The following is a 13,360-nucleotide window of genomic DNA, read 5'->3' on the forward strand; positions in this document are numbered from 1 at the left end:
TGGTTTTGTGTGGGAGCGGGCTTGCCCGCGATAAGCATCGGTATCTACACAACTTTCAGAAACTGACGAACTCCCCCGTGGCGAGCGGGCTTGTCGGAACGCCGCATCGCCCGCGCTGGGCTGCGAAGCAGCCCCAAAAAGCCCCCCGCGTTTATTCAGATAAACCGCGATGGCCGGGTTTAGGGCTGCTTCGCAGCCCAGCGCGGGGCAAGCCCGCTCGCCACAACTGCGCTATCTGCCTGGATTTAGGCGCTGCGGCAAAGTTGTGTAGATACCGATGCCGCGATGAGGCCACAACAGGCCCCACATTTCTCCAGGCATAAAAAAACGCCGCGTACCTTGCGATACGCGGCGTTTTTTATGTCAGCAGACCTTAGGCTTGAACCACCGGAATGTTGGCACTTGCAGCGATTTTACGGAACTCGGCGATCTGGTCGAAGTTCAGGTAGCGGTAGACATCACTGGCCATGGTGTCCAGTTTCGCCGCGTAGCCCATGTACTCTTCGACGGTCGGCAGGCGACCCAGGGTGGAAGCGACTGCCGCCAGCTCAGCCGAAGCCAGGTAGACGTTGGCGCCATCACCCAGACGGTTCGGGAAGTTACGGGTCGAAGTCGACACTACAGTGGAGTTAGGCTCAACACGTGCCTGGTTACCCATGCACAGCGAGCAGCCCGGCATTTCCATGCGCGCGCCAGCCTTGCCGTAGATGCCGTAGTAGCCTTCTTCGGTCAGTTGGTGAGCGTCCATCTTGGTCGGCGGCGACAGCCACAGACGGGTTGGCAGCTGACCCTTGACCTGCTCCAGCAACTTACCGGCAGCGCGGAAGTGACCGATGTTGGTCATGCACGAACCGATGAACACTTCGTCGATCTTCTCGCCAGCTACGCTGGACAGCAGACGGGCGTCGTCCGGGTCGTTTGGCGCGCAGAGGATTGGCTCGTTGATTTCGGCCAGGTCGATCTCGATGATTTCGGCGTATTCGGCGTCGGCATCGGCTTCCATCAGCTCAGGGTTGGCAACCCAGGCTTCCATCGCTTGGGCACGACGTTCCAGGGTGCGCGCATCACCGTAGCCTTCACCGATCATCCAGCGCAGCAGGGTGATGTTGGAGTTCAGGTACTCGGTGACGGAGTCTTTCGACAGCTTGATGGTGCAACCGGCAGCCGAACGTTCGGCCGAGGCGTCGGACAGCTCGAAAGCCTGCTCCAGCGTCAGGTCGTTCAGGCCTTCGATTTCCAGGATGCGACCCGAGAAGGCGTTTTTCTTGCCTTTCTTCTCAACGGTCAGCAGGCCGGACTGGATCGCGTAGTAAGGGATGGCATGAACCAGGTCACGCAGGGTGATGCCAGGTTTCATTTTGCCTTTGAAACGCACCAGGATCGATTCCGGCATGTCCAGTGGCATTACGCCAGTGGCTGCGGCGAACGCGACCAGGCCAGAACCGGCCGGGAACGAGATGCCCATCGGGAAACGGGTGTGGGAGTCACCACCGGTACCCACGGTGTCCGGCAGCAGCATGCGGTTCAGCCAGCTGTGGATGATGCCGTCGCCTGGACGCAGCGATACACCGCCACGGGTCATGATGAAGTCAGGCAGGGTGTGGTGGGTGGTCACGTCGATCGGCTTTGGATAGGCCGCGGTGTGGCAGAAGGACTGCATCACCAGATCGGTGGAGAAGCCCAGGCACGCAAGGTCTTTGAGTTCATCACGGGTCATTGGACCGGTGGTGTCCTGGGAGCCGACGGTGGTCATCTTCGGTTCGCAGTAAGTACCTGGGCGAACGCCTTTGCCTTCTGGCAGGCCGCAAGCCTTGCCGACCATTTTCTGGGCCAGGGTGAAACCCTTGCCAGTGTCCACAGGTGCTTCAGGCAGCTTGAACAGATCGGTAGGGCCCAGACCCAGCTCGGCGCGCGCCTTGTCGGTCAGGCCACGGCCGATGATCAGCGGGATACGGCCGCCGGCACGGACTTCGTCCAACAGGACCGGGGTCTTCATTTCGAAGGTGGTCAGGACTTCATCGGTGCCGTGTTTGCAGACTTTGCCAGCATGCGGGTACAGGTCGATCACGTCGCCCATGTGCATGTTGGTGACGTCGAATTCGATTGGCAGTGCGCCAGCATCTTCCATGGTGTTGTAGAAGATTGGAGCGATCTTGCTGCCGAAGCAGAAGCCGCCAGCACGCTTGTTAGGCACGTACGGGACGTCGTCGCCGAAGAACCACAGCACCGAGTTGGTCGCCGATTTACGGGAAGAACCGGTACCGACCACGTCACCGACGTAGGCGATCGGGAAACCCTGGCCGCGCATTTCTTCGATCTGCTTCATCGGGCCGGTCTTGCCTTGCTCGTCCGGCACGATGCCTTCACGGGCCATTTTCAGCATGGCCAGGGCGTGCAGCGGGATGTCAGGACGGGACCAGGCATCGGGAGCAGGGGACAGGTCGTCGGTGTTGGTTTCGCCGGTGACCTTGAATACGCGCAGGCTGATCTTGTCGGCCAGGGTCGGGCGGTTCTTGAACCACTCGCCGTCGGCCCAGGACTGGATCACTTCCTTGGCGTGCTGGTTGCCGTTCTTGGCTTTTTCCGCGACGTCGTGGAAAGCATCGAACATCAGCAGGGTGTGCTTGAGCTGGGCGGCTGCAACGGCGGCCAGTTCGGCGTCGTCCAGCAGTTCGACCAGGGTCACGATGTTGTAGCCGCCTTGCATGGTGCCGAGCAGTTCAACAGCGCGTTTTTTGTCGATCAGGGGAGAAGAAACTTCGCCCTTGGCCAGGGCAGACAGGAAACCGGCCTTGACGTAGGCAGCTTCGTCAACGCCTGGTGGAATGCGGTTGGTGATCAGGTCAACGAGGAACTCTTCTTCGCCAGCCGGGGGATTTTTCAGCAGCTCGACCAGGCCTGCGGTTTGTTCGGCGTTTAGCGGCTGGGGAACGATACCCAGGGCTGCACGCTCTTCGATATGTTTGCGGTAGGCTTCAAGCACAGTTATTACCCTCATCAGTGGTCCCACGGGACGCTCATCCAGACATGCACGGCACGCATGCGCTCGAGGGCTTTTTGGGCCGTAGAGCCAGCGCTGCCGGCATTTCTCACAGAAGCTGCTTTCAAAGTTTTACGCCTGCAGAACGGAGCTGATGAGGGTTGGTGCTGGTTATTTGAAGGGTAAACAACCAGCGCCAACACCGTTCTGAAGGAACGACTGTGCTCGTGACGCTTTGAAAACAGCTTCCAACGGATTATTTGGCGCCTTACAAGGCCGGATGATTCTACGGCAAAAAAATTCTAAAGGTAAGTTGCCGCAGCAAGTTTGCAGGGTGATGAACCTTAGACAAAGGGCTAACATGGGCCACTGTTTCGCTGATCTGTGCGCTGCCACCCATGTCCAACCAAACCATCAAGACCCCTTGCATCGGCCTGTGCTCCACGGTTTACGGCGATCTCGTGTGCCGCGGCTGCAAGCGTTTCCACCACGAAGTGATCCAGTGGAACGGCTATGGCGAGGAAGAAAAACGTGCCGTATGGCTGCGGCTTGAGCAACTGCTGGTGCAGGTCATGGCGGGCAAACTGGAGGTGTTTGACCCCAAACAGCTGCGTTGGCAGCTGGAGCAACGCAAAATCCGCTTTGTGCCGCACCAGTCCGAATACTGCTGGGCCTACCAGTTGATCGCCCGGGGTGCGCGGGTGATCAACAACCTGGAAGCCTATGGCATGGTGCTGATGCCGGAGTTTCGCGACTGGAACCTGCCAGAACTGCGCGATGCCATTGATCGGGAGTTTTTTATCCTGTCCGAGGCGCATTACCAGCGTTACATCGCCCCCGGCTTCCTCAAGGATGCACTTTCTGGCTGACGCCACCGATCAAAATGTGGGAGCGGGCTTGCCCGCGATGGCGTCCGTTCAGACAGAGCTGTATCAGCTGACCCACCGCTATCGCAGGCAAGCCAGCTCCCACACTCTTGATGTGGGTTATTCCTGGCTGGCCAGCTCTTCCAGGTGATCGATGATGCTTTGGGGCTTGAGCACCAGCACATCGCTCTCCAGCGCATCGAGCACCACTTCCGCCGTATTGCCGATAAGCGCCCCGGAAATCCCGGTGCGCGCCACGGTGCCGATGATTGTGACCGCCGCCCGCAGTTTATGGGCAGCATGGGGAATCAGCACATCGGCCGGGCCTTCTTCGATATGCAGACGACTGTCTTCGATGTCGAATTTGGCCTGGAACGCCTTGCACTGCTCGCGATAGCGGGCCTCGATGGTTTCCTTGAGTTGGAACACCGGATCGGCTGCCGACAGCATGGGCGATGGATGGGCGCTGATCACATGCAATGGGCCCTTGGCCAGGCGGGCAATGTCAAAACCATGATTGATAATGGCGGCGTGCAGGGCTTTATGCTCGTTATCGAGGTTGCCCACGTCGATGGCCGCCAGGATCACCCCGCCGGTCCATGGGGTGGCTGTCTTGACCAACAACACTGCGCTAGGGCAGTAGCGCAATAGCTTCCAGTCCGCTGGCGTCAGCAGGGCCTTTTTCAGCGGGCTGTCGGGGTAGTGCTGCTTGATCACCAGCTTGCAGCCCTCGTCCTGCTGCACCTTGATGATGGTTTCATGCAGGTTGTTGCTCCAGGCCTGTTCGGTGCTGACCTTATAGCCGTCTGCCAACAGTTGTTCCTTCAGCAAGCTCAACAATGCCGAATGCTCATGTTTTTTATCGCATACCAGCAAATGCAGGTGAGCATCGGTCACCTCGGCGATCAGCTTGGCGCGCTTGAGGGCCAGGCTCTCCGAGTGTTCGGGCTCGATGATCACGAGGATTTTGCCAATTTCGTTCATGAGCGGAATCTCCAAGGGTAGAAAGGGCAGGACTTGGAACAACTATAGTTGTTGCCCGGCGTGCGGCATGTTGATGCACATCAAGGCCCGTGACTGGTGGTCTGCAGCGGGGTCGGTATAATCGGCGGCCTTTTGTGATCCTTTGCCCGTGAGCCCGATGAACCTGCCCGAAATCCATGAATTCCTCGGTTGCCGCACCCCCGACGCCTGGGTCCAGGCCGCACTGGCCGACCAGGAAACCCTGCTGATCGACCACAAGAACTGCGAGTTCAAGGCCGCCAGCACCGCATTGAGCCTGATTGCCAAGTACCACTCCCATGTCGACCTGATCAACATGATGTCGCGCCTGGCCCGCGAAGAGCTGGTGCATCACGAGCAGGTCATGCGCCTGATGAAAAAGCGCAAGATCGAGCTGCGTCAGCTGCATGCCAGCCGCTACGCCTCGGGTCTACGCAAGGTGGTACGCAGTCACGAACCGGTCAAGCTGGTGGACACCCTGGTGGTGGGCGCTTTTATCGAAGCGCGCAGTTGCGAGCGTTTCGAAGCACTGGTGCCACATTTGGACGAAGAACTCGGCAAGTTCTACTTTGGTTTGCTGAAAAGCGAGGCGCGGCATTTTCAGGGTTATCTGAAGCTGGCTTATCAGTATGGTGATGCCAAGGACGTTGCCCAGGTGATCGAGCGGGTGCGCGCCGCCGAGCAGGAGTTGATCGAATCGCCGGACGTCGAGTTCCGTTTCCACAGCGGTGTACCGGCCTGATCGTGAAAGACTGCGGGCTATTTGTAAAAAACTCTTAAAAACATGAAGTTTGCGTCGAAGCCCCGCAGTAAGGGGCTTTGCATGCGCTTGTGGAGTGCGGTTGCCCACTATAATGCGCGCACTTCAATCGGCGCGCGCAGTGGAAACTTATGGAAAACTTGGGTCTGGGCAAGGTCCTGCTCGTTGAGGACGATGAGAAGCTGGCAGGGCTGATCGCGCATTTCCTGTCACAGCATGGCTTTGAAGTGCGCGTGGTGCACCGGGGCGATGAGGCCGTGGCGGCGTTCCTGAGCTTCAAACCGAAGATCGTCGTGCTCGACCTGATGCTGCCGGGCCAGAGTGGCCTGCATGTGTGCCGCGAGATCCGCAATGTGTCCGACACGCCCATCGTGATCCTGACCGCCAAGGAGGATGACCTGGACCATATCCTCGGCCTGGAATCCGGCGCCGATGACTACGTGATCAAACCAATCAAGCCGCCGGTACTGCTGGCACGTCTTCGAGCCTTGCAGCGCCGCCATCTGCCGGAGCCGACGGTGCGCGGTTCTTTGGCGTTCGGCCAACTGGCGATTGACCGCAGTTGCCGGGGCGTGAGCCTGGGTGACGAGAAGATCGACCTGACCACCATGGAGTTCGAGCTGTTGTGGTTGCTGGCCAGCAGCGCGGGCAAGATTCTCTCACGTGACGATATCCTCAACCGCATGCGCGGGATTGCCTTCGATGGGCTCAACCGCAGTGTCGATGTGTATATCAGCAAGCTGCGCAACAAACTCAACGACAACCCCCGTGAGCCGGTGTGCATCAAGACCATCTGGGGCAAGGGCTACCTGTTCAATCCGTTTGCCTGGGAGGTCTAGCCAGATGCTGCGCCTGTTTCTGCGTCTGTACATCATCCTGGCCCTGGGGTTGGCGGGGGCGATCTGGTTGGTGAACTACACCTTCGACGAATTGCTGCCCGAAGCCAACGAAACCTACAACCGTGAAGCCATGCGCGGCCCGGCCTACGGCCTGGTGGAGCAATTACGCCCGTTGCCCGCTGGCCCAGCCCGCGCGGCGCGCCTGGCCGAGCTACAACAGCACTATGGCCTGCGCCTGGCCTTGATTGCCCGGGACAGCGCCGGGCTCAAACCCCGCGAGCAGCAGTTGCTGGCTGACGGCAAATTGGTGGTGCGCGGCGATTTCATGGAGTTCATCACCGAAATCGACGGCGGCGCGCAACTGCTTGAGATCAAGCTACCGGTGGAACCACGCTGGCTGTACCTGTGGGCCTATAGCCTGTTGGGCCTGTGCCTGGCCATCGTCCTGTATTTCTGGGTGCGCCCGCACTGGCGTGACTTGGAACATATTCGGCTGGCCGCCCAGCGCTTTGGTAGCAATGACCTGAGTTCGCGCATCCTGTTGCCACGGCGCTCGAGCGTGCGCGAGCTGGCTGGGCACTTCAATCAGATGGCCGAACGCATCGAGCACTTGATCGCCAACCAGCGTGAGCTGACCAACGCGGTGTCCCATGAATTGCGCACGCCGATTGCGCGCTTGTCGTTTGAGCTCGATCAGCTCAAGCAGGAAGCGGACCCGCGCCAGAGCCGCGCACTGATTGGCGACATGTACGCCGACCTCGGCGAGTTGGAAGACATGGTTTCCGAGCTGTTGACCTACGCCAGCCTTGAGCGTGGCGCCACACAGGTCACCCGCGAGAACATCGAGGCCCAAAGCTGGCTCGACAGTGTGATCGGCAGCGTCGCCCTGGAAGCCGAGGCTGAAGGCGTGCAGTTGTCACTGCGCACCTGTGAAGTAGAGTTCATTCAGATCGAGCCACGGTTCATGGCACGCGCCGTGATCAACCTGCTGCGCAATGCCATTCGCTACGCCGAGCGGCGGGTAGAGGTGTCGTTGGTCAAATTCGGCAGTGGCTATGAGGTACGCGTCTGCGATGACGGCCCCGGCGTACCTGAGGATGGCCGGGAGAAAATCTTCCAGCCGTTTATGCGCCTGGACGCCAGCCGCGACCGCCGCACCGGCGGCTTTGGCCTGGGCCTGGCGCTGGTCCAGCGGGTCAGCCAGTGGCATGGCGGGCAGGTGCAGGTGCTGGACTCGCAGTGGGGCGGGGCGTCGTTCCGCATGACTTGGGCCTACACCGAACTGTAGATTTGTACCTGTAGTGGCGAGCGGGCTGTTGTGGCAAGTGAGCTGTTGTGGCGAGCGGGCTGTTGTGGCGAGCGGGCTTGCCCCGCGCTGGGCTGCGGAGCAGCCCCAATAAGTCCGCCGCGTTTCTTCAGACATGCTGCGGTGGCCGGGTTTGGGGCTGCTTCGCAGCCCAGCGCGGGGCAAGCCCGCTCGCCACAACAGCCTGCTCTCCACAACAGCCCAGTCTCCACAGCCACCCACTTGCCACAACAGCCCGCTCACCACAGGCAAATCATCAGAAGGTGTAGTTCAGCACGCCCATCACCGAAGTCTGCATCCTGCGCTCCACAATCGGGCTTTTGCCCGCATCACCCGACAAATACTGCACATCCAGCAAGGTCGAGAATGTGGTGTGCTCGCCTAGGGGCACGCTCCAATCCAGGTTCAACCCCCGGCTGACCATCCCACCCTTGGCGTCATATGCGCGAAAGCGGCTGCGCTGGGCTTGGCCGGTCGTCACGCCATACCAGGTCTGCACATAGTTGCCATCGCCAAAGCGGCTGTTGAGGCTGGCGTCCACGGTGCCGTAGTCACCGTCATACAGATTGGTGCCGATGCTCAACTCCAATGAGGTGAAGGCCTTGCCGCTGTCTTTTTTATCGTCTTGCTCCAAGGCATGTTCCAGGGTCGCGCCCAGGATCGCGCTGCCCAGGGTATAGCTGGCGCTCACCCCAAACTGTGGCCGCGACTTGATGTCGCCCATGCCCTTGAGCCGGTCAGAGCCCAGGCTGGTGCTTTTCTTCTGGTCCTTGCGCGCCGTGCTGGCGCCGACATAGGCGCTGAAACTGAGCTGGTCATCCTCATAACCCCAGCCCAGCCCCTTGTTGGTATCGAGAAAAATCCCCCATGGGCTGACGACGTTTGCGCCCAGCAATGGCGCGGTCATCCGTTCATTACTGCCGCTGTAGCGCGGCAGGTTGGCCGCCCCGGCTTGCAGGCTGTATTGCCAGTCGGTGGCGACTGACAGTTGGGTGCAGGTGAGCAGGCACACAGAGGTGGCAGCGAGGTAGATCGTTCTTGAACGCATAATGGCCTTCGTCGTTCCATGGGAGGCTCGAATCCTAGGGAAGGCGTGGGCAGGGGTCTTTGACAGCTTTGTCGAAAAACTGTCAAAGACTGTTAAACCCTTGGGCTGCCTGCCCAGCGCCCAAACGCCGCACCGCCCCCAGACTTGATTTCAATCAAGGGCTCAATGGCTACCTGCCACCTACCATCGGCTGCATATCCCGGCCGTTGAAGTCAGTGAGCCCATGAACCGCCCCAAGCCCTCGACCCTCGCTACCCTGGCGGCAAGTCCCGTCACCTGGTTGGTTGTTCTGGTTTTATTGTTCAGTCTGGTGGGCCCGGCCCAGGCCAAGTCCTACGGCGCTATTGAACAGCAGCGCATCGACAAGATTTTCCCCCAGACAGACGCTATTTCCGCCCCTGAAGGCAAGTTCAAGGTGCGCACGCTGTCGGCCAACGGCGCGGTGATCGGCTACGTGTTCCAGAGCCTGGATGTGGTGGATATCCCGGCGTACTCCGGCAAACCGATCAACACCCAGGTGATCCTCGATCCGGCCGGGGTGATCCGTGATGCCTATGTGCTGGAGCACCACGAGCCGATCCTGCTGATCGGCATTCCCGAGGCCAAGTTGCATGACTTCACCGCGCGCTACAGCGGGATCAACGTCAAGCAACGGGTGGTGGTGGGGCGCTCCAGCGACAGCCAGGCGGTGACCGTGGATGCGGTGGCCGGTGCCACCGTTACGGCCATGGTGGTCAATGAAGTGATCATGCGTGCGGCCCATGAAGTGGCGGTGTCGCTCAAGCTGATCGAGGACACGGCCAGCACCGCGCAGAAAGTCGCGCTGGTGCGCCCTGATCTGTTCGAGCCCGCCAACTGGGCGCAATTGACCGGCAATGGCGCAGTGCGCCGCCTGCACCTGACACGCGGCCAAGTGGACGATGCCTTCAAGGGCACCGAGGCCGAAGGTGTGGAAGTGGCGGGGCCGGGGCAGGCCGACGAGACCTTTATCGACTTGTATGTGGCGGATCTCAACGCGCCGACCATCGGTCGCAATCTGTTGGGCGAGGCGCAATACCGGGTGCTGATGCAGGGCCTCAAGCCCGGCGAGCAGGCCATTGTGGTGCTGGGCCGTGGCTTGTTTTCGTTCAAGGGCTCGGGCTACGTGCGCGGCGGGATTTTTGATCGGGTGCAGTTGCGTCAGTTCGGCAACGTCATCAGCTTCCGCGATATGGACCACCAGCGCCTGTATGAGGTATTCGCCGAGGGCATGCCCGAGTTCGAGGAAATGTCGGTGTTTATCGTGCGCCCCCAGGCCGCGTTCGACCCAGGCTCAGCGTGGACCCTGGAGTTGTTGGTGCGGCGCCAGACCGGCCCGGTCAGCGGCACCTTCACCAGCTTTGAATTGCCCTACCAGATGCCCGAGGCGTATCTGGAGCGCCCGTTGCCGACCGCCGCCGAACAGGCCGCCATCGACGAAGCCAACCGGCCGATGTGGCTGACGATCTGGTATCAGAAACAGGTGCAAGTCCTGGTGCTGGGCGCCGCCCTGGTACTGCTGACGGTGATTCTGTTTATGCAGGACAGCCTGGCCCGGCGCCCGCGTTTGCTGCACTGGGTGCGTCGCGGTTACCTGCTGTTTACCGTGGTGTTTATCGGCTGGTACGCCCTAGGCCAGTTGTCGGTGGTCAATGTGCTGACCTTTGTGCATGCGCTGTTCCAGCAGTTCCGCTGGGAGCTGTTCCTCACCGACCCGCTGATCTTCATGCTCTGGGTATTCACCGCCGCCAGCATCCTGCTGTGGGGGCGTGGGGTGTTTTGTGGCTGGCTATGTCCATTCGGGGCGTTGCAGGAGCTGATCAACGAGGTGGCGCGCAAGCTCAAGGTGCGCCAGTTCGAACTGCCGTTTGCCGTGCACGAGCGGTTGTGGGCGATCAAGTACCTGATCCTGCTGGGGTTGTTTGGCCTGTCCCTGGAGTCGATGGCCACTGCCGAACGGTTTGCCGAAGTGGAACCGTTCAAGACCGCCATCACCCTGCATTTCGACCGCCAGTGGTGGTTCGTGGCCTATGCCTTGGTGCTGCTGGTAATCAACATTTTCACGCGCAAGGTCTATTGCCGCTATCTCTGCCCGCTGGGCGCGGCGCTGGCAATCCCGAGCAAGTTCCGCCTGTTCGATTGGCTCAAACGGCGCAAGGAATGTGGCGATCCGTGCCAGTTGTGCGCCAAGGAATGCGAGATCCAGGCGATCCACCCCGACGGCCATATCAACGCCAATGAATGCCACTACTGCCTCGATTGCCAGATGACCTGGCACAACGACCACAAATGCCCGCCACTGATCAACAAGCGCAAGAAACGCAACAAGGCCGCACCCACCCCTGGGCAATTGATCCCGGTGGTGCAGGTGGCGGTGCCTGAATGACGGCCTTGGGCACCCACTTTTCCCATCTGGAGCACATCATGAACGACAGCGAATCGAAAAAAACCGGGGCCACTGCGCAACCTGAAGGCATGAGCCGGCGTGGCTTCCTCGGCACCGGCGCCGTGACTGGGGCGGTGCTGGCAGGGGCCTCGGCCATTGGCGGTACGGTGTTCACCCGCGAGTCTTTTGCGGCGGCGGCCAAGGAAGCGAAGTCGAAGATTCATGTGGGCCCGGGTGAGCTGGACCAGTACTACGGTTTCTGGAGCGGCGGCCACCAAGGCGAAGTGCGCGTGCTGGGTGTACCGTCGATGCGCGAGCTGATGCGCATCCCGGTGTTCAACGTCGATTCGGCCACCGGCTGGGGCCTGACCAACGAGAGCAAGCGCATCCTCGGCGAGGGCGCCAAGTACCAGAATGGTGATTGCCATCACCCACACTTGTCCACCACCGATGGCCGCTACGACGGCAAATACCTGTTTATCAACGACAAGGCCAACACCCGCGTCGCGCGGATCCGCCTGGACATCATGAAGTGCGACAAGATCGTCACCGTGCCCAACGCCCAGGCGATCCACGGCCTGCGCCTGCAAAAGGTGCCGTACACCAAGTACGTGTTCTGCAACGCCGAGTTCATCATTCCGCACCCCAATGACGGCCACACCTTCGACCTGCAAGACAAAAACAGCTTCACCATGTTCAACGCTATCGATGCGGAAAAAATGGAAATGGCCTTCCAGGTCATCGTCGACGGCAACCTCGACAACGCCGACATGGACTACACCGGTAAATACGCGGCGGCCACGTGCTACAACTCGGAAAAGGCCTCCGACCTGGGCGGCATGATGCGCAATGAGCGCGACTGGGTGGTGGTGTTCAACATCCCGCGCATCGAGGCGGCGATCAAGGCCGGCAAGTTCATCAACCTCGACGGCGTCAAGGTGCCGGTGGTGGACGGGCGCAAGGGCGACGATGGCAAGGACAGCGAATTCACCCGCTATATCCCGGTGCCGAAGAACCCCCATGGCTGCAACACCTCGCCGGACGGCAAGTACTTTATCGCCAACGGCAAGCTGTCGCCGACCTGCACCATCATCGCCATCGACAAGCTCGACGACCTGTTCAGCGACAAGATCAAGGACCCACGCGGCGTGGTCGTCGGCGAGCCGGAGCTGGGCCTGGGCCCGTTGCACACCACCTACGATGGGCGGGGTTTTGCCTATACCACGCTGTTTATCGACAGTCAGGTGGTGAAGTGGAACATCGCCGAAGCCATCCGCGCCTATGGCGGCGAGAAGGTCAACTACATCAAGCAGAAGCTCGATGTGCACTACCAACCGGGCCACAACCATGCGTCGTTGACCGAAACCCGGGATGCCGACGGCCAATGGCTGGTGGTGCTCAGCAAGTTCTCCAAGGACCGCTTCCTGCCCACCGGCCCGTTGCACCCGGAAAACGATCAGTTGATCGATATCTCGGGCGATGAAATGAAACTGGTCCACGACGGCCCGACCTTCGCCGAACCCCATGACTGCGTAATGGCGCGGCGTGACCAGATCAAGACCAAGAAAATCTGGGAGCGTAACGACCCGTTCTTTGCCGAAACCGTGGCCATCGCCGCCAAGGACGGCATCAAGCTGGAGACCGATAACAAGGTGATCCGCGACGGCAAGAAAGTGCGGGTGTACATGACCTCCATGGCGCCGACTTACGGCCTCACCGAATTTACCGTCAAGCAGGGCGATGAGGTCACGGTGACCATTACCAACATCGACCAGATCGAGGACGTGACCCACGGCTTTGTCATGACCAACCATGGCGTGAGCATGGAAATCAGCCCGCAGCAAACGTCTTCCATCACCTTCATCGCCGACAAACCGGGGCTGCATTGGTACTACTGCAGCTGGTTCTGCCATGCGCTGCATATGGAGATGGTAGGGCGCATGTTGGTGGAGCGCGCTTAACGGCGGGCACCCACCAAAAGTGTGGCGAGCGGGCTTGCCCGCGCTGGGCTGCGGAGCAGCCCCAAACCCGGCGGCCGCGGCCTATCTGAAGAACCGCAGCGGGCTTGTTGGGGGCTGCTTCGCAGCCCAGCGCGGGGCAAGCCCGCTCGCCACAGCAGCCCGCTCGCCACAATAAGCCCGCTTTCACAGGGGAT

At 60.4% G+C, this 13,360-nt stretch carries 9 protein-coding genes; 6 read left to right on the plus strand and 3 right to left on the minus strand.

Features of this window, described 5'->3' with window-relative positions:
* Positions 1 to 373: 373 nt before the first annotated feature.
* Positions 374 to 2,983, minus strand: a complete 2,610-nt coding sequence (gene acnB / locus HBO09_RS07440; RefSeq protein ID WP_169998726.1) for a bifunctional aconitate hydratase 2/2-methylisocitrate dehydratase — start codon at positions 2,981 to 2,983, stop codon at positions 374 to 376.
* A gap of 395 nt (positions 2,984 to 3,378) precedes the next feature.
* Here acnB and HBO09_RS07445 point away from each other — a divergent pair, with 395 nt between their 5' ends.
* On the plus strand, positions 3,379 to 3,849 hold the full coding sequence (locus HBO09_RS07445; RefSeq protein ID WP_029294834.1) for a DUF1289 domain-containing protein: 471 nt from the start codon (positions 3,379 to 3,381) through the stop codon (positions 3,847 to 3,849).
* A gap of 117 nt (positions 3,850 to 3,966) precedes the next feature.
* Here HBO09_RS07445 and HBO09_RS07450 read toward each other — a convergent pair whose 3' ends face one another.
* Positions 3,967 to 4,830, minus strand: a complete 864-nt coding sequence (locus HBO09_RS07450) for a universal stress protein (protein ID WP_169998705.1) — start codon at positions 4,828 to 4,830, stop codon at positions 3,967 to 3,969.
* A gap of 157 nt (positions 4,831 to 4,987) precedes the next feature.
* Between HBO09_RS07450 and miaE the strand changes: the two genes are divergently transcribed.
* The 3 genes from miaE to HBO09_RS07465 all read left to right on the plus strand — a co-directional run bounded on the left by miaE (position 4,988) and on the right by HBO09_RS07465 (position 7,735).
* Positions 4,988 to 5,590 (plus strand): tRNA isopentenyl-2-thiomethyl-A-37 hydroxylase MiaE, encoded by a 603-nt coding sequence (gene miaE, locus HBO09_RS07455; RefSeq protein ID WP_029294839.1) that lies wholly within the window; start codon positions 4,988 to 4,990, stop codon positions 5,588 to 5,590.
* Between the two features lie 149 nt (positions 5,591 to 5,739).
* A complete protein-coding gene (locus HBO09_RS07460) occupies positions 5,740 to 6,447 on the plus strand; it encodes a winged helix-turn-helix domain-containing protein (RefSeq protein WP_169998707.1) in 708 nt (235 codons plus the stop codon).
* Positions 6,448 to 6,451: 4 nt separating this feature from the next.
* Positions 6,452 to 7,735, plus strand: coding sequence for an ATP-binding protein (locus tag HBO09_RS07465; RefSeq protein ID WP_169998709.1), 1,284 nt, complete (start codon positions 6,452 to 6,454; stop codon positions 7,733 to 7,735).
* Positions 7,736 to 8,009: 274 nt separating this feature from the next.
* Here the strand turns inward: HBO09_RS07465 and HBO09_RS07470 are convergent, their stop codons facing one another.
* Positions 8,010 to 8,801 (minus strand): MipA/OmpV family protein, encoded by a 792-nt coding sequence (locus HBO09_RS07470; protein ID WP_169998712.1) that lies wholly within the window; start codon positions 8,799 to 8,801, stop codon positions 8,010 to 8,012.
* A gap of 223 nt (positions 8,802 to 9,024) precedes the next feature.
* Here HBO09_RS07470 and HBO09_RS07475 point away from each other — a divergent pair, with 223 nt between their 5' ends.
* Entirely contained in the window at positions 9,025 to 11,205 is a 2,181-nt protein-coding gene (locus tag HBO09_RS07475) for a NosR/NirI family protein (protein ID WP_169998714.1), read from the plus strand.
* Positions 11,206 to 11,243: 38 nt separating this feature from the next.
* Positions 11,244 to 13,166: a TAT-dependent nitrous-oxide reductase gene (gene nosZ / locus HBO09_RS07480; protein WP_169998716.1), complete on the plus strand. Its 1,923-nt coding sequence runs from the start codon at positions 11,244 to 11,246 to the stop codon at positions 13,164 to 13,166.
* Positions 13,167 to 13,360 lie beyond the last annotated feature (194 nt).

Origin of the sequence: Pseudomonas sp. WS 5027, from assembly GCF_012985695.1 — a bacterium.
GTDB lineage: Bacteria > Pseudomonadota > Gammaproteobacteria > Pseudomonadales > Pseudomonadaceae > Aquipseudomonas > Aquipseudomonas hygromyciniae.